This window comes from Pseudomonas kitaguniensis, from assembly GCF_049199985.1.
Classification (GTDB): domain Bacteria; phylum Pseudomonadota; class Gammaproteobacteria; order Pseudomonadales; family Pseudomonadaceae; genus Aquipseudomonas; species Aquipseudomonas kitaguniensis.
Map to the genome: position 1 here is coordinate 47931 of NZ_JBLZPT010000013.1, position 21855 is coordinate 69785.

The window sequence follows — 21855 nt, forward strand, 5'->3', positions numbered from 1 at the left end:
GATGGCAACGACCACCCTTGGGGTCAAACTTGACGACCCAACCCGCGAACGCCTGAAGGCGGCCGCGACCTCGATTGATCGCACGCCGCACTGGCTGATCAAACAGGCGATTTTCAATTACCTGGAGAAACTCGAGGGTGGTGCAACCCTGACCGAGCTCAATGGCTCGGGCAGCAAGGACGCGGAAGAGGCCAGCGACACACAGCCCGACCACGCCCACCAATGCTTCCTCGAATTTGCCGAGAGCATTCTGCCGCAATCGGTACTGCGCGCCTCGATCACCGCCGCTTACCGCCGCCCGGAGCCGGAAGTGGTGCCGATGCTGATCGAGCAGGCGCGCCTGCCGCAGCCCATGGCTGAAGCCACTAACAAGCTGGCCGCCTCGATTGCCGAAAAACTGCGCAACCAAAAGAGCGCCGGCGGCCGTGCCGGTATTGTTCAAGGCCTGCTGCAAGAGTTTTCCCTGTCGTCGCAGGAAGGCGTTGCGCTGATGTGCCTGGCCGAAGCGCTGCTGCGCATCCCGGACAAGGGCACCCGCGACGCGTTGATCCGCGACAAGATCAGCACCGGCAACTGGCAGCCGCACTTGGGCAACAGCCCGTCGCTGTTCGTCAACGCCGCCACGTGGGGCTTGCTGCTGACCGGCAAACTGGTGGCCACGCACAACGAGGCCGGTTTAACCTCGTCGCTGAGCCGCATCATTGGCAAAAGCGGCGAGCCGATGATCCGCAAGGGCGTCGACATGGCCATGCGCCTGATGGGCGAGCAGTTCGTGACCGGCGAAACCATCGCTGAAGCCCTGGCCAATGCGAGCAAGTTCGAAGCCAAGGGCTTCCGCTACTCCTACGACATGCTCGGTGAAGCCGCACTCACCGAACACGATGCCCAGAAGTACCTGGCCTCGTACGAGCAAGCCATTCATTCCATCGGCAAAGCCTCCCACGGCCGCGGGATTTATGAAGGCCCGGGCATTTCCATCAAGCTCTCGGCACTGCACCCGCGTTACAGCCGCGCCCAGTACGAGCGCGTGATGGAAGAGCTGTACCCGCGCTTGCTGTCGCTGACCCTGCTGGCCAAGCAATACGACATTGGCCTGAACATTGACGCCGAAGAAGCCGACCGCCTGGAGCTGTCGCTGGACCTGCTCGAACGCCTGTGCTTTGAGCCGCAACTGGCGGGCTGGAACGGCATCGGTTTCGTGATCCAGGCGTACCTGAAACGTTGCCCGTATGTGATCGACTACCTCATCGACCTCGCGCGCCGCAGCCGCCACCGCCTGATGATCCGCCTGGTTAAGGGCGCGTACTGGGACAGCGAAATCAAGCGCGCCCAAGTCGAAGGGCTGGAAGGCTACCCCGTGTACACCCGCAAGGTGTACACCGATGTGTCCTACATCGCCTGTGCACGCAAACTGCTGTCGGTGCCGGAAGCCATCTACCCGCAATTTGCCACGCACAACGCCCACACGCTGTCGGCTATTTACCACATCGCCGGCCAGAATTATTACCCCGGCCAGTACGAGTTCCAGTGCCTGCACGGCATGGGCGAACCCCTCTACGAGCAAGTAGTGGGCAAAGTTGCCGAAGGCAAGCTGAACCGTCCGTGCCGCGTGTATGCGCCGGTCGGCACTCACAAAACACTGCTGGCCTACCTGGTGCGTCGCCTGCTGGAAAACGGCGCCAACACCTCGTTCGTCAACCGGATTGCCGACCAGTCCATCTCGATTCAAGAGCTGGTGGCCGACCCGGTGGCCAGCATCGAGCAAATGGCCACGCTCGAAGGCGGCTTCGGTCTGCCGCACCCGCGCATCCCGTTGCCGCGCGATCTGTACGGCAGCGACCGCGCCAACTCGGCCGGTATCGACATGGCCAACGAACACCGCTTGGCGTCGCTGTCGTGCGCCTTGCTGGCCACCGCGCACACCGACTGGAAAGCCGCGCCGATGCTTGGCTGCGCCTCCAGCACCCAGCCGGCTGCCCCGGTGCTGAACCCGTCCGACCTGCGTGATGTGGTTGGCCATGTACAGGAAGCCAGCGTCGAAGACGTCGACAACGCTTTACAGTGCGCGATTAACGCCGGCCCGATCTGGCAGGCCACCCCGCCCGCCGAGCGCGCCGCGATCCTGGAACGTGCCGCCGACTTGATGGAAAGCGAGATTCAACCGTTGATGGGCCTGCTGGCGCGCGAAGCCGGCAAGACCTTCGCCAACGCCATCGCCGAAGTGCGTGAAGCGGTGGACTTCCTGCGTTATTACGCCGTACAGGCGCGCAACGATTTCACCAACGACGCCCACCGCCCGCTGGGCCCGGTGGTGTGTATCAGCCCGTGGAACTTCCCGCTGGCGATTTTCAGTGGCCAAGTCGCCGCGGCACTTGCCGCCGGTAACCCGGTATTGGCCAAGCCTGCCGAACAGACCCCGCTGGTGGCCGCGCAAGCCGTGCGCATCCTGCTCGAAGCGGGTATTCCCGAAGGCGTGCTGCAATTGCTGCCAGGCCAGGGCGAAACTGTCGGTGCGCGACTGGTCGGCGATGATCGCGTCAAAGGCGTGATGTTCACCGGTTCCACCGAGGTGGCGCGCCTGCTGCAACGCAGCGTCGCCGGTCGTCTGGATGCTCAGGGCCGTCCAATTCCGCTGATCGCCGAAACCGGTGGCCAAAACGCGATGATCGTCGACTCTTCGGCGCTGACCGAACAAGTGGTCATCGACGTGGTGTCGTCGGCCTTCGACAGCGCCGGTCAACGTTGCTCGGCACTGCGCGTGCTGTGCCTGCAGGAAGATTCGGCTGACCGTGTAATCGAAATGCTCAAGGGCGCCATGGCCGAATGCCGTCTGGGCAACCCGGAGCGCCTGTCGGTAGACATCGGCCCGGTGATCGACGCCGACGCCAAGGCCGGCATCGAGAAACACATTCAGGCCATGCGCGACAAAGGCCGCACGGTGTACCAGGTGGCGATTGCCGACAGCGACGAGATCAAGCGCGGCACCTTTGTAACGCCTACCTTGATCGAACTGGAAAGCTTCGACGAACTGCAACGGGAGATCTTCGGCCCAGTGCTGCACGTGGTGCGCTACAAACGCAAAGAGATCGACCAGTTGATCGCGCAGATCAATGCGTCCGGCTACGGCCTGACCCTGGGCGTGCACACGCGTATCGACGAGACCATCGCCAAGGTGATCGACAACGTCAATGCCGGTAACGTCTACGTTAACCGCAACATTGTCGGCGCCGTGGTCGGCGTGCAGCCATTCGGAGGCGAAGGCCTGTCGGGCACTGGCCCGAAAGCCGGTGGCCCGTTATACCTTTACCGTCTGCTGTCGACGCGCCCTACAGATGCAATCGAACAGTCCTTCGTACGTGCCGACAAGTTGGCCGCACCGGACGTGCGTTTGCGTGATGCCATGAGCCAACCGTTGAGCGCCCTTAGAGCCTGGGCCGACAGCCATAAGTTCAGCGAACTAAGCGCCCTGTGCAGCCAGTTCGCCGCGCAATCGCAAAGCGGTATCACCCGCCAACTGGCTGGCCCGACCGGCGAGCGCAACAGCTACGCCATCCTGCCGCGCGAGCATGTGTTGTGCCTCGCAGACGTTGAAGGCGACCTGCTGACGCAACTGGCGGCGGTACTGGCGGTAGGCGGTTCGGCGGTATGGCCGGAAACCGAGCTGACCAAAGCCGTATTGCCACGCCTGCCCAAAGACATTCAGGCGAAGATCAAGCGCGTGGCTGACTGGACCAAAGACGATGTGCTGTTCGACGCGGTCTTGCACCACGGCGACTCCGACCAACTGCGCGCGGTGTGCCAGCAAGTGGCCCAGCGTGGCGGGGCCATCGTGGGCGTGCAGGGCTTGTCGCAAGGCGAGACTGCGATTGCGCTGGAGCGCTTGGTGATCGAGCGTGCATTGAGCGTTAACACCGCTGCAGCGGGCGGTAATGCCAGCCTGATGACCATCGGCTAACTGACTAAATGCAATAAAACTGTGGGAGGGGGCTTGCTCCCTCCTATCAAACTACAAATAACCTATTGTTTTTGCTGTTGAAATTTATCCAGGTTTGTGGCTTTGGCTTTGGCTTTGAGTGCATATCCGTTATTGAGGTTATGGCTTGAATTTCGACACGGTTGCTCACTCCGATATTACGGAGCGGGCCGCCGCGACGGGGCGCTTCTCAGATCAAGATCACAATCAAAAGCAGGCGGCCTGAAAGCCGACCCAATCTCCCAAGCCGAATGTGGTCAAACTGTGGGAGGGGGCTTGCTCCCGATGGCGGTGGGTCAGTCAACTCATGTATCAACTGTATAACTGCTATCGGGAGCAAGCCCCCTCCCACAGAAAGCAAAAAAAGCAGATCTGCCGTGTATGCAAAACCCGCCCTTGATCTGCTTCAACCACTCAGGTCGGCTTTCAGGCCGCCGTGCTCTTGCTCTTGATCTTTGTGATCTTGATCTGAGAAGCGCCCCGTTAAACCACGATGGCCGCACGCTGGCTTGCTGCGCGACAGCGCTATATCAAAGATGCAGTGGAGCCTCCCACAGTTGATGGCATGTCAATTCCTCGCCCATGTTTTGCCTCTGCATCACCCAGATCAATCTTGCTATCCAGCATCTATTCGCACACTTAGACTCAGGCGATTCCCTTTAAAGGTAAACCGCCATGTCCGAGACGCTGCTCAGTTCCCGCAATCTGGCTTTCGAGCTGTACGAAGTCCTCGATGCCGAGGGCCTGACCCAGCGCGAGCGGTTTGCCGAGCACAACCGCGAAACCTTCGACGCCGCCATCAGCACTGCCCGCAGCATTGCCGAGAAGTACTTTGCGCCGCACAACCGCAAAAACGACGAAAACGAACCGCGCTTTGAAGACGGCAAGGCGATTCTGATTCCCGAGGTCAAGCCAGCGGTCGACGCGTTCCTCGCGGCCGGCTTCCTCAACGCCGCACGCAGTTTCGAGGCTGGCGGCATGCAGTTGCCGACCTTGCTCTCCCAAGCCTGCTTTGCGCACTTCCAGTCGGCCAACGCGGCGTCAACGTCCTACCCGTTCCTGACCATGGGCGCCGCCAACCTGATCGAAAGCTTCGGCACCGAGGCGCAGAAACAGCGCTTCCTGCAACCGATGATCGACGGCCGATTCTTCGGCACCATGGCCCTGACCGAGCCGCACGCCGGTTCATCCTTGTCGGATATTCGTACGCGCGCAGAGCCTGCATCTGACGGTACTTATCGCCTCAAGGGCAACAAGATCTTCATCTCCGGCGGCGACCATTCGCTGTCAGAGAACATCGTGCACATGGTGCTGGCCAAGTTGCCGGACGCACCGGCCGGGGTTAAGGGCATTTCGCTGTTTATCGTGCCCAAATTCCTGGTCAACGACGATGGCAGCCTGGGCGCGCGCAACGATGTGCTGCTGGCCGGCCTGTTCCACAAGATGGGTTGGCGCGGCACCACATCCACCGCGCTTAACTTCGGCGATAACGGCAACTGTGTCGGCTACCTGGTGGGTAAACCGCACCAGGGCCTGAGCTGCATGTTTCAGATGATGAACGAGGCGCGCATTGGCGTCGGCATGGGCGCAGTGATGCTCGGTTACGCTGGCTACCTGTATTCCCTGGCGTACGCCCGCGAACGCCCGCAAGGTCGCCTGCCCGACAGCAAAGACCCGGCCACTGCACCGGTTTCGATCATCCAGCACGCCGATATAAAGCGCATGCTGCTGACCCAAAAGGCTTACGTGGAAGGCGCCTTTGACCTCGGCCTGTACGCCGCGCGGTTGTTCGATGACACCACCACGCTGGAAACCGACGCCGAGCGCACGCACGCCCACGAATTGCTCGACCTGCTCACGCCCATCGTCAAATCCTGGCCGTCGGAGTTCTGCCTCAAGGCCAACGAACTGGCGATCCAGATTCTTGGCGGCCACGGCTACACCCGTGAATACCCGGTGGAACAGTACTACCGCGACAACCGCCTGAACCCGATCCATGAAGGCACGCACGGCATTCAGTCGCTGGATTTGCTGGGGCGCAAGCTGGCGCAGAACGGCGGTGCCGGCTTGAAGCAACTGATCCGCCTGATCGCCGAAACCGGCGCACGCGCCCAGCAATACGCGCAGCTGACGGCGCTGCGAGCGCCGCTGGAACAGTTGGTGGCGCGCCTGCAAAGCGTAACGCTTGGCCTGCTGACTGATCTTGCGCAAGGCAAGGTCAACAGTAGCCTGGCGAATTCGGCGCTGTACTTGAAGGTGTTCGGGCACACGGTGATTGGCTGGCGCTGGCTGGAGCAGGCGATTCGCGCCGAAGAAGGCTTGGCCAAGGGCAATGCGGCCGATGTCGCCTTCTATAAAGGCAAGCTCCAGGCCGCCCGGTACTTCCTGACCTGGGAAGTGCCGAGCTGCCATCATGAACTGGCGATTCTGGAGGCACGCGATGACACGTGCCTGGGGATGCAGGATGAGTGGTTCTAACCCCTAGACGCTCACGGCTGGCCGATAGCCTTGGAGATCACATCGACCGTGGCGCTGACTTGCTCTTGGTAACGGTCGAGTTCCTGCTGGTGATGCTTTTGCATTTCGATCTGCTCGGCACACAGGTTCAGCGCGGCCAGTACCAATAATTTGTCACCGATCAGCGTCGGGTACTTTTTCTTGGTGGTGGCCAAGGAGGCCTTGAGCATGGTCACAGCGTGCATCAGGGTTTGATCTTCCCCTTGCGGCGCCTTGATCGAGTAATCCTCTCCGAGAATCGAAACGACCTTTATTCCTTCGTTCATGCGCCGACAGGACCTGCGCTCACACGCTCAACCAATGCCTGGATGCGCGCGGCCGTGGAGCCGTTTTTTTCTTCCTGCTCCATCAAGTTCAGTTGCAGGCTGTCGTTGTCGTCCTTGGCGCGGGCCAGTTCGGCCTTGAGCGATTCATTGCTGCCCAACAGGTCCTGATTCTGTTGTACCAAGTCGCTGACCAGTTGTTCCAACTGGCTGAGGGATGCTTCTAACATTTTGATTTCTCGGGCATTTTTAAAGGGCGGTGACGATAAAGAAAATTCACCTCGGATGCCAGGGTTATCCCCGGCGCGCAGCCCGATTTTTAGCCGCCGGGCCGCGCTTTCGAGCCTTAGTGACTGCAATTACCCCATCTGGTTCCTGAATCCACCCAACCCCCGGTCAGATGCGACAAAAGCGCGCGCCCCCTTAAGACTTTAGTCGCATTGCCGATAGGCCATTCACACCCCGTCTGATGGCCGCATGGATCGCGCTTCTCCCCCAGGATTCCAGCATGTCACTTCGTCATATGAATATTGCTCCAAGAGCCTTTCTCGGCTTCGCTTTTATTGGTGCACTCATGTTGTTTCTCGGTGTGTTCGCCCTGAGTCAACTGGGCAAGATGCGCAGTGCGACCCAAGACATCACCCTGAGCAGTGTGCCGAGCATTCGCGCCCTCGATGAGTTCACCCAACTGACGCTGCGCCTGCGGGTGTTGTCGTACCGGTTGCTGACTAACCGCGAGCCGGAAGTGCAGCAAAAGACCCTCGAGTCTTTTGAGCTGCGCAACCAGCAAATTCGCGCCGCCCAAGGCGTCTACGAAAAACTGATCGAAGGCAACGAGGAGCGCGCCGCCTACGACGAATACGTTCGGCTGCTTGCCCAATACCATCAGATCGAAGAGCGCATGAAAAGCCTGTCTCGCGCAGGCCAAGTGGATGCGCTGCGCGGCCTGCTGAATACCGAGTTGCTGAGCAACTCCGAGCAAGTCAACAGCGTGCTGACGCGCTTGTTGGACCTCAATAACAAGATGGTCCTGGCCACCAACCGCGACGCCGAAGACCAATACACGTCGGCGTTTTCGATGGTGGTCGGCCTGCTGATCATCGCCACGGCATTGACGATACTGTTCGCGTGGCTGCTGACCCGCAGCATCACCCTGCCAATCGCGCAGGCGCTGGAAGCGGCTGAAGCGGTGGCCGAAGGCAACCTGACGCGCCCGATCAAGGTCGACGGCAACGACGAGGCCGGCCGCCTGCTCGCCGCCATGGCCAAAATGCAGGACAAGCTGCGCGACACCCTGCAACGCATCGCAGGCTCCGCCACTCAGTTGGCCTCTGCCGCCGAAGAACTGAACGCCGTCACCGACGAAAGCGCGCGTGGCCTGACGCAGCAAAACAATGAAATCGAACAAGCCGCCACCGCCGTCAACCAGATGACCAGCGCCGTCGAAGAAGTCGCGCGCAATGCCGTCAGCACCTCCCAAGCCTCGCGCGAAGCCACCACTTCTGCCGGTGACGGCCGCGACCTGGTGCAAGAAACCGTCAGCGCGATCGAACGTATGAGCGGCGAAGTGCAAGCCACCGCCACCTTGATCAGCGACCTGGCGAATGAGTCGCGTGATATTGGCAAAGTGCTCGACGTGATTCGCGGCCTGGCCGACCAGACCAACCTGCTGGCGCTCAACGCAGCGATTGAGGCAGCGCGCGCGGGCGAAGCGGGCCGTGGTTTCGCCGTGGTTGCAGATGAAGTGCGGGCGTTGGCCCATCGCACCCAGCAATCGACCAGCGAAATCGAGCGGATGATCGGCAGCATTCAATCCGGCACCGAACACGCCGTGGACTCGATGCGTAACAGCACCGAGCGCGCTGAGTCGACGCTGAGCATCGCCAAAGGTGCAGGTTTATCGCTGGATACCATTAACACGGCGATTACGGAGATCAACGAGCGCAACTTGATGATCGCCAGCGCAGCCGAAGAACAAGCGCAAGTGGCGCGGGAAGTGGACCGCAACCTGGTGAATATTCGGGATCTGTCGGTGCAATCGGCGACCGGCGCCAGCCAAACCAGTGCAGCGAGCAATGAGTTGTCGCGCTTGGCGGTGGATTTGAACGGGATGGTCGGCCGCTTTCGCCTATAACTGACGCCTCGGCAAAAAATGTGCGAGCGGGCTTGCTCGCGATAGCGGCGTGTCAGATAAGTATTTTTCAACTGACACAGCGCAATCGCGAGCAAGCCCGCTCGCACATTTGGATCTGTGCGATTCAGAAAAACCTTTTTGACAGCACAGCAATTCAACAGGTTAGAATCGCTGGCACGCAGACTGCATGGTCAGTTTGTGCCCGTCTTTCCTGCTCATGGAGTACTGCCCTTTGAATGCGACAACCATCAACAGCCTGTTCTTGATCGGCGCGTTGCTGGTGAGTGCGAGCATTCTGGTCAGTTCTTTATCGTCCCGCCTGGGCATCCCGATCCTGGTGATCATCCTGGCCGTGGGCATGATCGCCGGCGTCGATGGCGGCGGCATCATCTTTGATAATTACCCAACCGCCTACCTGGTGGGCAACCTCGCCCTGGCCGTGATTTTGCTCGACGGCGGCCTGCGCACACGCGTTGCCAGTTTCCGCGTGGCACTGTGGCCGGCGTTGTCGCTGGCCACGGTGGGCGTATTGATCACCACCGGCCTCACCGGCATGGCGGCCGCCTGGCTGTTCAACCTCAATATCATTCAAGGCTTGCTGATCGGCGCCATCGTCGGCTCCACGGACGCCGCCGCGGTGTTCTCGCTGCTCGGCGGCAAAGGCCTGAACGAGCGGGTCACCGCCAGCCTGGAAATCGAATCCGGCAGCAACGACCCGATGGCGGTGTTCCTCACCGTCACCCTGATCGACATGCTCGCCAGCGGCCAGACCGGCTTGCACTGGAGCCTGCTGACGCACTTGGTGCGCGAATTCGGCATCGGCGGCGTCGTGGGCCTCGGCGGCGGCTGGCTGATGCTGCAGATGGTCAACCGCATCAACCTGGCCAACGGCCTTTATCCGATCCTGGTGATCGCCGGCGGCCTGTTCGTGTTCGCCCTGACCAACGCCCTGCACGGCAGCGGCTTCCTCGCCGTGTACCTGTGCGGCCTGGTGATCGGTAACCGGCCGGTGCGCAGCCGTCATGGCATTTTGCACATGCTCGACGGCATGGCCTGGCTGGCGCAAATCGGCATGTTCCTGGTGCTGGGCTTGCTGGTCACGCCGCATGACTTGCTGCCCATCGCGCTGCCGGCATTGGGCCTGGCGCTGTGGATGATTCTGTTCGCGCGGCCGCTGTCGGTGATGATCGGCCTGCTGCCGTTCAAGGCGTTCCACGGTCGCGAAAAAGCCTTTATCGCCTGGGTCGGGCTGCGCGGCGCGGTACCGATCATTCTGGCGGTGTTCCCGCTGATGGCCGGCCTGCCCCATGCGCAGTTGTACTTCAACCTGGCCTTTTTTATCGTGCTGGTCTCGCTGCTGGTACAAGGCACCAGCCTGCCGTGGGTGGCCAAGCTGCTGAAAGTAACCGTACCGCCAGACCCTGCGCCGATTTCCCGCGCGGCCCTGGAAGTGCACGTCACCAGCGAGTGGGAGCTGTTCGTGTACCGCCTTGGCGCGGAAAAATGGTGCATCGGCGCGGCCCTGCGGGAGCTGAAAATGCCCGAAGGTACGCGCATCGCCGCGCTGTTTCGTGGCCAGCAACTGCTCCATCCGTCGGGTAGTACGGTGTTGGAAGTGGATGATTTGCTCTGCGTCATCGGGCACGAACACAACCTGCCGGCGTTGGGCAAACTGTTCAGCCAGGCACCGCAACGCGGCCTCGACCTGCGTTTTTTTGGCGACTTTGTACTCGAAGGCGACGCGCAATTGGGCGCGGTTTCCGCCCTGTATGGCCTCAAGCTCGAAGGGATCGACCCGGACATGCCACTGAGCCGCTTCATCACGCAAAAAGTCGGCGGCGCGCCCGTGGTGGGCGATCAGGTAGAGTGGAACAACACCCTGTGGACCGTCGCGGTCATGGACGGGAACAAGATCGGAAAAGTCGGCGTCAAATTCCCCGAAGGAAGTCGTCCAGGGCCTGGGCTCTTCCTCTAAACTGCGGGGCTACGGCGTCACGCCCCCCACCTTCTTTACCTTGCTCGACCGGTAACCATGACGACTTTGCGCACTTTTTTAGCCACTGCCCTGCTCGGCCTGACGCTTTGTGTCGGCAGCGTTTACGCCGCCGACCCGCCCAGCGCCGAGGCTATCCAGCAATCTTTGGACAAGCTGCCTGACCGCAAGCTGCCCGACGCCGACATGAAGGCGTTGCAATCCATTCTGCAGCAAACCCTGACCTTCTTGGGCAACAAGCAGGATTACGAGCAACGCCTCACCGACCTCAAGCACCAGTTGGCCGATGCACCGCGCGAGGCCACCGAAAACCAGCGTGATCTGGTGCGGCTAAAAGCCACCAAGATCACCCCGGTCGCACAGCGCTACGCAACGCTCGCGGTGCCGCAGCTTGAGCAACTATTGGTGCAGCGCACCACCCAGCAAGGCGATCTGCAAAAAGAGTTGGCCGACGCCAACAGCCTGACCATCGCGGCGCAAACCCGCCCCGAGCGCGCGCAAACCGAAATCAGCAGCAGCCAAACGCGCATCCAGCAGATCAATTCGATCCTCAAGGCGGGTAAAGACAACGGCAAAGCCATCAGTGGCGACCAGCGCAACCAGCTGAATGCAGAACTCGCCGCGCTGAATGCGCTGATCCCCCTGCGCCGCCAGGAGCTGGCCGGCAACAGCCAACTGCAAGACCTCGGTAACAGCCGGCACGATCTGATCCAGGAACGCACCTCGCGCCTGGAGCAAGAGATTCAAGACCTGCAAACCCTGATCAACCAGAAGCGCCTGGCGCAGTCTCAGCAGACCGTTACCCAGCAGTCCATCGAAGCGCAAAAGTCCGGCGGCAGCAGCATTCTGGCTGCGGAAAGCGCGGCAAACCTGAAACTCTCCGACTACCTGCTCAGAAGCACCGACCGGCTTAACGACCTGACCCAGAAAAACCTGCAGACCAAGCAGCAACTGGACACCGTGACCCAAAGCGACTCGGCGCTGGACGAACAGATCAACGTGCTTAAGGGCAGCCTGCTGCTCTCCAAGATCCTCTATAAACAGAAACAAGCGCTGCCGCGCCTTACTGTCGACCGCGACCTGGCCGACGACATCGCCAACATTCGCCTGTACCAGTTCGAGGTTAACCAACAGCGCGAGTTGATCAGCTCGCCGAGCGCCTATGTGGATAACTTGCTGGCCAACCAGCCGCCGGAAGACGTCACCCCGCAACTGCGCCGTACTCTGCTGGAGCTGGCAATCACCCGCAGCGACCTGCTCGAGCGCCTGAGCCGTGAACTGAGCGCACTGCTTAACGAATCGATCACCCTGCAACTCAACCAGAAACAACTGCTGAGCACCGCCAGTACGCTGCGCGCGACCCTCGACGAGCAAATGTTCTGGATCCCCAGCAACAAGCCGCTGGACACCGAGTGGCTGGAAACCGTACCGGCACACCTGAGCAAGCAAGTCACCACGCTGCCATGGGCCTCCAGCGTCAGCGAACTGTACGACGGCCTGACCCAGCGCCCGCTGCTGTTTTTGCCGCTGCTGCTGTTGATCGGCGTGTTGTTGTGGCGGCGCAAAGCGTTGTACCAGCGCCTCAACAAAGTCCACCTCGACATCGGCCACTTCAAGCGCGACAGCCAGTGGCATACACCGCAGGCCATCCTGATCAATATTTTGCTGGCGATGCCGGTGTCGCTGGGCCTCGCGCTGTGCGGCTACGCATTGCAGATCGACGCCCGTGGGCAAAACGCCAACCTCGGCGCGGCGCTGCTGCAAATCGCCCAGGCGTGGCTGGTGTTCTACACCGCTTATCGCATTCTGGCGCCGGGTGGCGTGGCGGAACTGCACTTCCGTTGGGAAAAACCCCAGGTCGAGTTCCTGCAAGGCTGGGTACGCAAACTCGGGCTGGTGGTCTTGGCCCTGGTGGCCGTGGTGGCAATCGCCGAACACCAACCGGCGGCGCTGGCCGACGATGTGCTGGGTATCGGCGTGGTACTTACCTGCTACGCGTTGATGGCCTGGCTGCTGGGCCGCCTGCTGCTGCACAGCCCGGCCCACGAAAAGGCCTCGCTGTTTCGTAAAGCCGTGGGCCTGATGTTTACCGCCCTGCCCGTCGCGCTGTTTATCGCCGTGTGTTTTGGCTATTACTACACCGCACTCAAACTCAGCGACCGCTTGATCAACACCCTGTACCTGCTGATGTTCTGGCTGGTGATCGAAGCTACCTTTGTGCGCGGCCTCGGGGTTGCCGCACGGCGCCTGGCCTATGCGCGCGCCTTGGCCAAACGCCAGGCCGCCAAGGAAGCCGGTGACGGTGAAGCCGTGATCGAGGAGCCGACGCTGGACATCGAACAGGTCAACGAACAGTCCATGCGCCTGATCCGCCTGGCCTTGCTCGGCGGCTTTATCGCGGCGCTGTACTGGGTGTGGAAAGACCTGATCACGGTGTTCTCCTACCTCGACAACGTGACCCTCTACGAATACACCAGCGGCACCGGCGCCAATATCAGCATGGTGCCGATCAGCATCGGCGACTTGCTCGGCGCCTCGATCATCGTCGGCATCACCTTTGCCCTGGCGCGCAACCTGCCCGGCTTGCTGGAAGTGTTGGTGCTGTCCAAACTGGATCTGGCCCAAGGCAGCGCCTACGCGACCACCACCTTGCTGTCGTATGTGATTGCCGGTGTCGGCTTCGTCTCAACCCTGTCGACCCTCGGCGTGAGCTGGGACAAGTTGCAATGGCTGGTGGCGGCGCTTTCGGTGGGGTTGGGCTTCGGGATGCAGGAGATCTTTGCCAACTTCATCTCCGGCATCATGATCCTGTTCGAACGCCCGGTGCGCATCGGTGACACCATCACCATCGGCAACCTGTCGGGCACGGTGAGCAAAATCCGTATCCGCGCCACCACCATCACCGACTTCGACCGCAAAGACATCATTGTCCCGAACAAGACGTTCATCACCGGGCAACTGATCAACTGGTCGCTGACCGACACCATCACCCGCGTCACCCTGAAACTCGGCGTGGACTACGGCTCTGACCTCGACCTGGTGAAGGAGCTGTTGCTCAAGGCCGCGAGGGAAAACCCACGGGTGTTGAAAGACCCGGAACCCCACGTTTACTTCCTCAACTTCGGCGAAAGCACCCTCGACCACGAGCTGCGCATGCACGTGCGTGACCTCGGCGACCGCAACCCGGTACTGGATGAGGTCAACCGCTACATCAACCGTGAGTTCAAGAAACAGCACATCAACATCTCGTTCCGGCAGATGGAGGTGTACCTCAAGAACATGCACGGTCAGGAATACAAACTGGTGCCGGCCGAGGACGAGCGCAAAACCATCGTCGGCCCTGCGGTTGTGCAGGACGCGCCCGAGCCGCCCGCCGGCAAAGTCGAAGATGCACCGGAACCGCCGCCGAGCAAACTCGACTAAACGCCCTATCCCCAGCAGAATGCTCAAACATTCTGCTGGAGATGGCCGGTGAAAGCCCTCGACGAACTGACCTTCGACAACCGCTTCGCACGCCTCGGCGACGCGTTCTCAACCCACGTACTGCCTGAGCCCCTCGACGAGCCGCACCTTGTAGCGGCGAGCAGCGCCGCCCTGGCCCTGCTCGACCTCGACCCGGCCGTGGCCGAAACGCCGGTGTTCGCCGAACTGTTCAGCGGGCACACACTGTGGGCCGACGCCGAGCCGCGTGCGATGGTCTATTCCGGGCATCAGTTCGGCGGCTACAGCCCGCAATTGGGCGATGGCCGTGGGTTGTTGCTCGGCGAGGTCTATAACGCAGCTGGCGAACACTGGGACCTGCACCTCAAAGGCGCCGGCATGACGCCTTACTCGCGCATGGGCGATGGCCGCGCGGTGCTGCGCTCTTCGATTCGCGAGTTTTTGGCCTCTGAAGCGCTGCATGCGCTGGGTATTCCCAGCAGCCGCGCGGCCTGCGTGATCGGCTCCAGCACCCCGGTGTGGCGCGAGAAACAGGAACGCGGCGCGATGGTGCTGCGCTTGGCGCCCAGCCATATCCGCTTCGGCCATTTCGAATATTTCTACTACACCAAAAAGCCCGAGCAGCAGGCCGAGTTGGCCGAACACGTGTTGAACCTGCACTACCCCGAGTGCCGCGAACAGCCAGAACCCTACCTGGCGATGTTCCGCGAGATCGTCGAGCGCAACGCCGAAATGATCGCAAAATGGCAGGCCTATGGCTTCTGCCACGGCGTGATGAACACCGACAATATGTCGATCCTCGGCATCACTTTCGACTTCGGGCCGTTTGCGTTTCTGGATGACTTTGACGCGCACTTCATCTGCAACCACTCCGATCATGAAGGGCGCTACTCATTCAGCAATCAGGTGCCCATCGGGCAGTGGAACCTCAGCGCATTGGCCCAGGCGCTGACGCCGTTTATCAGCGTCGATGCTTTGAAGGAGGCGCTTGGCCTGTACCTGCCGCTGTACCAGGCGCACTACCTGGATTTGATGCGTCGCCGGCTCGGCCTCACCACCGCTGAAGACGATGACCAGGCACTGCTGGAGCGCTTGCTCAAACTGATGCAGAACAGCGGCGTCGACTACACGCTGTTCTTCCGCCGCCTGGGCGATGCACCGGCAGCGCTGGCCGTGACGAAGCTGCGCGATGACTTCGTCGACCTCGCCGGTTTTGATGCCTGGGCCGAGTTGTACACCGCCCGCGTAGCCCGCGACGGCGACAGCGACGAGGCAAAACGCCGTGCGCGCATGCACGCGGTGAACCCGCTGTATATCCTGCGCAATTACCTGGCGCAAAACGCGATTGCTGCCGCCGAGTCAGGCGATTACAGCGAAGTACGCCGGCTGCATGAGGTGCTGAGCAAGCCGTTTGAAGAGCAACCGGGGATGGAGCAATACGCCCAGCGGCCGCCGGATTGGGGCAAGCATTTGGAAATTAGCTGTTCGTCATAAGGAGACGCTCGATGAAGCTTTCGGACATCCCGGCAGGGCTATTACGCGGTACGCGCCTGCACCTTGCGGCACCGGCACTCGACAGAGTGCCGGCAATGCATCGCCTGATCAGCGATTTCAGCCAACCCCACGCTGAGTTTTTGATGTGGGCGAATGGCACCGCCAGCCTGGAAGATGCCCGCACCACTATGCAAACGGCTGTGGATAACTTCAGCGCCGATAAGACCGAATACACGTTTTTGATTATCGAAAACAGCTCCGACGCGCTGGTCGGCTGCATCAGCCTGTTTATTCACGACCTGCGCATTCCTTACCTGGAAATAGGCTACTGGATTGGCAGCGCCAGCATGGGTAAAGGCTACGCCAGCGAAGCGTGCGCCTTGGTGCGAAACATCGCTGTGGAGTTCTTCAACGCCAAGCGAATCGCACTCACCACGGCCGCGCGAAACACTCGCAGCATTAGAGTGGCAGAACGTTGCGGGTTTGAACGTGAGGCAGTGCTTTCGAATGCGCGGATCGATAAAGCCGGCGTGGTTGATGACACCTGTGTGTATGTGTTCAAAGGTGCCTCGGCTAAATAAAGGTCTCCACCGACACGCCAAACCGCTCGGCCAGCCAGCGAATTTGCCGCACGTTCAGCTGGCGCTTGCCGCTCAACACCTCGGAGACGACCGATTGGGCGCCAACCCCTGGCAGGTCGCTCTGGTTCAAACCGTGCTCGCGCATCATTGCGCGCAGCACGTCGACACCACTGGCAACAGGCATCGGGCGATGCTCAAGATCGTAAGCTTCGATCCAGTCGCTGAGGATGTCCACCAAGCTCATCAGCGGATTTGATTCCTCCTCACCGACCAGGTCCAGCAGTTCGTCGAGAGCAATTACCAGTAGGTCGTAATCCGCCTCGTTTTTTGGCTTGCGCAGCAAAGGTGAAACAAAATGCCAATGTTCAGCAGCGAGCCGGATGAGTGCGCTCATCTGATTTTCTCCTTCCAATTGTGTTGTTACCAGATTCTTTTCTCGCTGATCACTCGCATGCAACATCCTTATCGCATCTTGCTATGAAGGTTAAACCTGAATTCGAACTATCGCAATTTGCTATATTCGCAAACAGACGGATGGCGCAAAACAGGACAAGCTCCAACAGCCTAGATAGGCGATCTCACATCAGCTTGGGTAAACTGTGAGTGGATGAGTCGTTTGCTCCACACCTTGATAAACCCGCTCGCCGACTCCAAGTTCACTCCATGGCCAATTCCAAGGAGCCCCCGATGTCCGAACCTCTTGTCATCCCCTGCCCGCATTGCAACGGCCTCAACCGCATCCCCGGCGAACGCCTGAGCGATGCGCCCAAGTGCGGGCGGTGCAAGCAGCCGGTGTTGTTGAGCAAACCTTTTGAGCTGAAACAGGGCGACTATGCCAGCCAGATCAAGGGCGACCTGCCGTTGCTGGTGGATGTGTGGGCCGAGTGGTGTGGGCCATGCAAGTCGTTTGCGCCGGTGTTTGAACAGGCGGCTGGGCAACTGGCGGGCAGGTGCCGGTTGGCCAAGCTCGACAGCGAGGCTAATCAGCAACTGTCGGCGCAGTTAGGGATTCGTTCGATCCCCAGTTTGATTCTATTCAAGAACGGCCGCGAAGTGGCGCGCCAGAGCGGGGCGTTTCCACTGGCGCAGTTGATGAGCTGGCTGCGTAGCCAAGGTGTCTAGTGTGGGAGGCGGTTTGCTGCCTCCCACATTTCAAGCGCGTTTTACCTTGAGGCTGCGGGGGTTTCGCGGTCCATTATCTGGCCTACCAGCATGACGCCGAGCTCGCTCAATTGATGAATCGCCAGTGCCACGTCGCGGTGTTCGCCGGTGAGGTCGTTGGACAGGTTGAGTAACAGCGTGCAGACGGACGAAAAGGTTTCGTAACTGTTGAGCACGAGGGTTTCGGTGGGTAGGTTGGGGGTGATGCTGAAAAGATTGGTAGCTTTGGACATATTCGATGTTCCCGCTTAGGGCTGCGAATACTTCGCTACTAAACGAAGGGTGGCAGCTGTACGCAGGTTAGTAGACCGGGGAACATCGAAAAGACCGGCGCACCCGAAAGTGCCCTGCGCACAGCCACCTTCAAAGATGGAGCTTGTACTCTTTAAGATGTTCTGCAGGCTACTAAACCCGATCACTGAACATTCAGTGACCGGAGAACCTTAGAGACGCCCATCCAGACGCACAAGCCGGGCGATTCTGGCTTATCTGTAGGCAATGAGACAAGGCACACCCCTGTTTGCCAGACCCTTCCTACACCTCGCGTGGGATAACGCCAAAGCGCCCGCAGGAATGCGGTCAACATGTGGGAGAACGGCCGCGAAGTGGCGCACCAGAGCGGGGCATTTGCGCTGGCGCAGTTGATGAGCTGGCTGCGTAGCCAAGGTGTCTAGTGTGGGAGGCGGTTTGCTGCCTCCCACATTTCAAGCGCGTTTTACCTTGAGGCTGCGGGGGTTTCACGGTCCATTATCTGGCCTACCAGCATGACGCCGAGTTCGCTCAATTGATGAATCGCCAGGGCCACGTCGCGGTGTTCGCCGGTTAGGTCGTTGGACAGGTTGAGTAACAGCGTGCGGACGGAAGAGAACGTTTCGTAACTGTTGAGCACTAGGGTTTCGGTGGGGAGGTTGGGTGCAACGGTATAAAGGTTAACCATGGATCGTCTCCGAGCGGGAGCCGCAACCAGCCGCTACTAAACGGAGGGTGGCAGCTGTACGCAGGTTAGTAGACCGGGGAGACGCAACCGGCGCGCTCGAAAGCGCCCTTCGTACAGCCACCATCACGTTCAGGAAAGTCCTGACCGAAGAGTTGCTGTACGCCTCACCACGGGCTACTAAACCCGATCACTGAACATTCAGTGACCGGAGAACCTTAGAGACGCCCATCCAGACGCACAAGCCGGGCGATTCTGGCTTATCTGTAGGCAATGAGACAAGGCACACCCCTGCTTGCCAGACCCTTCCTACACCTCGCGTGGGATAACGCCAAAGCGCTCGCAGGAATGCGGTCAACATGTGGGAGCTGGCTTGCCTGCGATGGCATCACCTCGGTCTCACCGAAATACCGAGGTGCCTGCATCGCGAGCAAGCCCGGCTCCCACACAAGCCCGTTCCCACCGTTGGTTGGGTGTTGCGCTTTGGATCAGGCGTTTTCGAGCAGGTTATGCAACTCCACAAACTGCTGCGTCAGCTTATGCCGCGGATCCAGGTGAATCAGCGGCTTGTTCTGCTGGTGCGACTCGCGCATGCGCACCGAGCTGGCCAGGTACACCGGCAGCACCGGCAACCCTTCGGCAATCAACTCGTCGAGCATCTGCTGCGGCAGGCTCGCGCGGGCCTGGAACTGGTTGACCACAATGCCTTCCACTTCGAGGCCTTCGTTGTGGTCTTCCTTCAATTCTTCGATCTCAGCCAGCAGGCCGTACAGCGCCTGACGCGAGAAGCTGTCGCAATCGAAGGGGATCAGCACACGATCAGCGGCAATCAGCGCCGAAACCGCGTAAAAATTCAATGCCGGCGGCGTATCCAGGTAGATCCGGTCGTAATCTTCGCTCAACTCATCCAGCAGCTTTCGCAGCTTGTTGATCTTGTGCTTGGCCTCAAGCTTGGGCTGCAAGTCGGCAAGCTCCGCCGTGGCGGTGATCACGTGCAGGTTGTCGAACGGGGTTTCGTAAATATCTACCCGGTTCTTCTTCGAAAACGGACCGCTGGACAGGGTTTGCTTGAAGAATTCCGCAATGCCCATCGGTATATCGTTGCCGGTAAGACCGGTGAGGTACTGGGTTGAGTTGGCTTGTGCATCGAGGTCCACCAACAGGGTTCTGTAGCCTTCACTGGCGCTGACCGCCGCCAGGTTGCAGGCAATGCTGGACTTGCCAACGCCGCCTTTTTGATTGAACACCACGCGCCGCATGGAAAAACCTCCGCGTTTCAATGAATGTTCGAGTGTAGAGGGCAAAAGCGCCTGCTAGCTACCTCGTTTATGCATGCACTGCTGCAGTGTGCGGCCAGATTCGCAGTCACTGTGCTACGGCTCTGACAGATCAAAAGGAATAGTCCTATAACCCCATCAGGCATGCAGTAGCGGATAATCTATAAATCGTTCGCTAAAAATTGTAATCAGCTGTGAATAATTCTTTACCAAAGTTTGCTAGAACCCCGCAGCACCGGGATAATGCGCGCCATTCGGCCATTGCTCGCTGTCCCGGTTTTCGGGGCCAACGGCCGCATATGGAAGCCCGCAGGGGCGGGATAACGTCTCAGTGATCAACTTCAACATCGCCCAATGGCGCGCCTGGGCTCCTGGCCTGGAGAGTGCGCAGGACTGGCGTGCCTGGTGCCAAGCACCCGTGTTGCTGCCCGCCAGCGTTGCCGCCCCCGACGTGTCGTTCCTGCCGGCCATGCAGCGTCGGCGCCTGAGCCGCTTGGCGCGCATGGCTTTCAGCGTGGGCTGGCCGTTGGCTGAAGGCCTGCAAAACCTGCCGCTGGTGTTTATTTCCCGGCACGGCGAAACCCCGCGCACCCTCGATATTCTGAGCGATCTGGCCAACGACGAGCCGTTGTCACCCACCCAGTTCAGCCTGTCGGTGCACAACGCGGTGATTGGCCTGTGGTCGATCCTGCGTAACGAAACCAGCGAAATGACCGCGCTTGCCGCCGCTGGCGATGGCCTGGAACACGGCCTGCTTGAGGCCGCCGCGCTGCTTAACGAAGGCGCGCCGGCAGTGTTGCTGGTGATCACCGAAGAACAAGCGCCCGAAGCCTATGCCAACTGGATCGTTGACGTGCCCTTCCCCTACGCGCTCGGCCTGCTGCTGACACCCGGCGACGAGTGGCAGCTGGAACTCACCACCGGCACTGTCCAACCCACTCAAACCCAGTGGCCCCACGCCCTGAACCTGCTACGCACCCTGCTGACCGAACAGGGCGCCTGCCAACATGCCTGGAAGAACCGCGTATGGAACTGGCAACGCAAGCCCTGAACAACAAGCCACGGGACGCCTATTACTGGCGCCTGTTCGCCACCGCCGCGAGCTTCTTCATGTTCGGCGTCGGCGGCCTGTGCCTGCGCTTACTGGTGTTGCCGTTGCTCAGTTGCTTGCCGGGGAGTGCGCAAAAACACCAGCGCCGCGCCCGCCACACCATCAGCACACTGTTCTGGTTTTTTATCCGTTTGATGCAGCGCGCAGGCGTGCTGACCTACAGCGTCGAAGGCGCCGAAAACCTTGGTCGCCCAGGCCAGATGATTATCGCCAACCACCCGTCGCTGATCGACGTGGTGTTCCTGATCGGCCTGATGCGCCAAACCAACTGCGTGATCAAGCAGAGCCTGTTTCAAAACCCGTTCACCCGTGGGCCGGTGCGCGACGCGGGCTACATCAGCAATGACGGCAGCGCCGACATGCTCGATGCCGCCGCCGACGCGCTGCGTGAAGGCCAGACGCTGATCATTTTCCCGGAGGGCACGCGCACCTCGCCGGGGCAAATGCCGGCGTTTCATCGCGGTGGCGCGGCCATTGCGCTGCGCGGTGCAACGGTCATCACGCCGGTGGTGATCAAGGTCAGCCCCACCACCCTGACCAAGGCCGAACCCTGGTATCGCATCCCCAAACGCCGCTTTCACTTCAGTTTGCGCGTGGGGGCCGATATAGAACCGCAGGCGTTCGCAACACTCGGCCCAGCGCCTCAAGCTTCACGCAAGCTCAACGATTACCTGCACCACTATTTTATTAAGGAGCTCGCCGAAGATGAGCGACCAACACCGCCTTGAGCACGACATAAAAATGCTGATCATCGAGGCCCTGGGCCTGGAAGACATCAGCGCCGACGACATTGGCAGCGAGCAAACCCTGTTCGGCGAAGGCCTGGGCCTGGATTCGGTCGACGCCCTGGAATTGGGCCTGGCGATTCAGAAAACGTACGGCATCAAGATCGACGCCGACGCCAAGGACACGCGCAATCACTTCACCAATGTGGCCAGCCTTGCGGCGTTCGTCACAGCCAGACAGGCAGCTTGAG

The 21855-nt window shown here is 60.4% G+C and carries 17 protein-coding genes and 2 pseudogenes; 13 read left to right on the top strand and 6 right to left on the bottom strand.

The genetic code is table 11. The annotated features are described in order from the left end of the window. Position 1: 1 nt before the first annotated feature. Entirely contained in the window at positions 2-3955 is a 3954-nt protein-coding gene (gene putA, locus ACOZK9_RS16970; protein WP_421556239.1) for a trifunctional transcriptional regulator/proline dehydrogenase/L-glutamate gamma-semialdehyde dehydrogenase, read from the top strand. A gap of 693 nt (positions 3956-4648) precedes the next feature. Then, positions 4649-6451, top strand: a complete 1803-nt coding sequence (locus tag ACOZK9_RS16975) for an acyl-CoA dehydrogenase (RefSeq protein WP_421556240.1) — start codon at positions 4649-4651, stop codon at positions 6449-6451. An 11-nt stretch (positions 6452-6462) separates the two neighbouring features. On the opposite strand, the gene ACOZK9_RS16980 is transcribed toward ACOZK9_RS16975, so the two are convergent. Continuing rightward, positions 6463-6756, bottom strand: a complete 294-nt coding sequence (locus ACOZK9_RS16980) for a cell division protein ZapA (RefSeq protein WP_058411785.1) — start codon at positions 6754-6756, stop codon at positions 6463-6465. After that, positions 6753-6983 (bottom strand): hypothetical protein, encoded by a 231-nt coding sequence (locus ACOZK9_RS16985; protein ID WP_421556241.1) that lies wholly within the window; start codon positions 6981-6983, stop codon positions 6753-6755. Before ACOZK9_RS16985 ends, ACOZK9_RS16980 begins: the two co-directional genes overlap by 4 nt. Before the next feature lie 293 nt (positions 6984-7276). Between ACOZK9_RS16985 and ACOZK9_RS16990 the strand changes: the two are divergent. The 6 genes and pseudogenes from ACOZK9_RS16990 to ACOZK9_RS17015 all read left to right on the top strand — a co-directional run. Further along, positions 7277-8032 (top strand): annotated as a pseudogene (locus tag ACOZK9_RS16990) (MCP four helix bundle domain-containing protein); the annotation flags it as partial. Continuing rightward, positions 8024-8887, top strand: coding sequence for a methyl-accepting chemotaxis protein (locus ACOZK9_RS16995; protein WP_421556260.1), 864 nt, complete (start codon positions 8024-8026; stop codon positions 8885-8887). The pseudogene ACOZK9_RS16990 and the gene ACOZK9_RS16995, both read left to right, overlap by 9 nt. Before the next feature lie 232 nt (positions 8888-9119). After that, positions 9120-10862, top strand: coding sequence for a potassium/proton antiporter (locus ACOZK9_RS17000; RefSeq protein ID WP_058411788.1), 1743 nt, complete (start codon positions 9120-9122; stop codon positions 10860-10862). A gap of 57 nt (positions 10863-10919) precedes the next feature. Continuing rightward, positions 10920-14303 (top strand): mechanosensitive channel MscK, encoded by a 3384-nt coding sequence (mscK, locus tag ACOZK9_RS17005; RefSeq protein WP_058411789.1) that lies wholly within the window; start codon positions 10920-10922, stop codon positions 14301-14303. A 48-nt stretch (positions 14304-14351) separates the two neighbouring features. Beyond that, a complete protein-coding gene (gene selO, locus ACOZK9_RS17010; protein ID WP_421556242.1) occupies positions 14352-15815 on the top strand; it encodes a protein adenylyltransferase SelO in 1464 nt (487 codons plus the stop codon). An 11-nt stretch (positions 15816-15826) separates the two neighbouring features. After that, positions 15827-16396, top strand: coding sequence for a GNAT family N-acetyltransferase (locus ACOZK9_RS17015; protein WP_082648986.1), 570 nt, complete (start codon positions 15827-15829; stop codon positions 16394-16396). On the opposite strand, the gene ACOZK9_RS17020 is transcribed toward ACOZK9_RS17015, so the two are convergent. Next, positions 16389-16790 (bottom strand): helix-turn-helix domain-containing protein, encoded by a 402-nt coding sequence (locus ACOZK9_RS17020; RefSeq protein ID WP_421556243.1) that lies wholly within the window; start codon positions 16788-16790, stop codon positions 16389-16391. The two genes, ACOZK9_RS17015 and ACOZK9_RS17020, sit on opposite strands and share 8 nt — an antisense overlap. A gap of 293 nt (positions 16791-17083) precedes the next feature. Between ACOZK9_RS17020 and trxC the strand changes: the two genes are divergently transcribed. Beyond that, entirely contained in the window at positions 17084-17518 is a 435-nt protein-coding gene (trxC, locus tag ACOZK9_RS17025) for a thioredoxin TrxC (RefSeq protein ID WP_058411792.1), read from the top strand. Positions 17519-17559: 41 nt separating this feature from the next. Here trxC and ACOZK9_RS17030 read toward each other — a convergent pair whose 3' ends face one another. Further along, positions 17560-17790, bottom strand: coding sequence for a DUF6124 family protein (locus ACOZK9_RS17030; RefSeq protein ID WP_152749153.1), 231 nt, complete (start codon positions 17788-17790; stop codon positions 17560-17562). A 351-nt stretch (positions 17791-18141) separates the two neighbouring features. Between ACOZK9_RS17030 and ACOZK9_RS17035 the strand changes: the two are divergent. Beyond that, positions 18142-18231: pseudogene (locus ACOZK9_RS17035) on the top strand (thioredoxin TrxC); the annotation flags it as partial. Between the two features lie 41 nt (positions 18232-18272). Here ACOZK9_RS17035 and ACOZK9_RS17040 read toward each other — a convergent pair. Both ACOZK9_RS17040 and ACOZK9_RS17045 read right to left on the bottom strand, forming a co-directional pair. Next, positions 18273-18494: a DUF6124 family protein gene (locus tag ACOZK9_RS17040; protein ID WP_122251940.1), complete on the bottom strand. Its 222-nt coding sequence runs from the start codon at positions 18492-18494 to the stop codon at positions 18273-18275. Between the two features lie 485 nt (positions 18495-18979). Next, positions 18980-19750, bottom strand: coding sequence for a ParA family protein (locus ACOZK9_RS17045; protein ID WP_058411794.1), 771 nt, complete (start codon positions 19748-19750; stop codon positions 18980-18982). Between the two features lie 349 nt (positions 19751-20099). On the opposite strand from ACOZK9_RS17045, the gene ACOZK9_RS17050 reads away from it, so the two are divergent. From ACOZK9_RS17050 to ACOZK9_RS17060, 3 genes are read left to right on the top strand one after another with little or no spacing between them, the layout of a single operon-like run. After that, positions 20100-20819: a beta-ketoacyl synthase chain length factor gene (locus ACOZK9_RS17050; protein ID WP_058411795.1), complete on the top strand. Its 720-nt coding sequence runs from the start codon at positions 20100-20102 to the stop codon at positions 20817-20819. Beyond that, positions 20795-21607, top strand: a complete 813-nt coding sequence (locus tag ACOZK9_RS17055) for a lysophospholipid acyltransferase family protein (RefSeq protein WP_058411796.1) — start codon at positions 20795-20797, stop codon at positions 21605-21607. The genes ACOZK9_RS17050 and ACOZK9_RS17055 overlap by 25 nt, the downstream gene beginning before the upstream one ends. Then, positions 21585-21854 carry a phosphopantetheine-binding protein gene (locus tag ACOZK9_RS17060; protein ID WP_058411797.1) on the top strand — a complete coding sequence of 90 codons (270 nt, stop codon included), beginning with the start codon at positions 21585-21587 and terminating at the stop codon, positions 21852-21854. The genes ACOZK9_RS17055 and ACOZK9_RS17060 overlap by 23 nt, the downstream gene beginning before the upstream one ends. The last annotated feature ends 1 nt before the right edge of the window (position 21855 follow it).

Excerpts from the sequence above, each read along its gene's own strand:
- putA (WP_421556239.1), top strand. The coding sequence starts at position 2 with ATGGCAACGACCACCCTTGGGGTCAAACTTGACGACCCAACCCGCGAA.
- ACOZK9_RS16975 (WP_421556240.1), top strand. The coding sequence starts at position 4,649 with ATGTCCGAGACGCTGCTCAGTTCCCGCAATCTGGCTTTCGAGCTGTAC.
- ACOZK9_RS16980 (WP_058411785.1), bottom strand. The coding sequence starts at position 6,756 with ATGAACGAAGGAATAAAGGTCGTTTCGATTCTCGGAGAGGATTACTCG.
- ACOZK9_RS16985 (WP_421556241.1), bottom strand. The coding sequence starts at position 6,983 with ATGTTAGAAGCATCCCTCAGCCAGTTGGAACAACTGGTCAGCGACTTG.
- ACOZK9_RS16995 (WP_421556260.1), top strand. The coding sequence starts at position 8,024 with ATGCAGGACAAGCTGCGCGACACCCTGCAACGCATCGCAGGCTCCGCC.
- mscK (WP_058411789.1), top strand. The coding sequence starts at position 10,920 with ATGACGACTTTGCGCACTTTTTTAGCCACTGCCCTGCTCGGCCTGACG.
- ACOZK9_RS17015 (WP_082648986.1), top strand. The coding sequence starts at position 15,827 with ATGAAGCTTTCGGACATCCCGGCAGGGCTATTACGCGGTACGCGCCTG.
- ACOZK9_RS17020 (WP_421556243.1), bottom strand. The coding sequence starts at position 16,790 with ATGAGCGCACTCATCCGGCTCGCTGCTGAACATTGGCATTTTGTTTCA.
- trxC (WP_058411792.1), top strand. The coding sequence starts at position 17,084 with ATGTCCGAACCTCTTGTCATCCCCTGCCCGCATTGCAACGGCCTCAAC.
- ACOZK9_RS17030 (WP_152749153.1), bottom strand. The coding sequence starts at position 17,790 with ATGTCCAAAGCTACCAATCTTTTCAGCATCACCCCCAACCTACCCACC.
- ACOZK9_RS17040 (WP_122251940.1), bottom strand. The coding sequence starts at position 18,494 with ATGGTTAACCTTTATACCGTTGCACCCAACCTCCCCACCGAAACCCTA.
- ACOZK9_RS17045 (WP_058411794.1), bottom strand. The coding sequence starts at position 19,750 with ATGCGGCGCGTGGTGTTCAATCAAAAAGGCGGCGTTGGCAAGTCCAGC.
- ACOZK9_RS17055 (WP_058411796.1), top strand. The coding sequence starts at position 20,795 with ATGGAACTGGCAACGCAAGCCCTGAACAACAAGCCACGGGACGCCTAT.
- ACOZK9_RS17060 (WP_058411797.1), top strand. The coding sequence starts at position 21,585 with ATGAGCGACCAACACCGCCTTGAGCACGACATAAAAATGCTGATCATC.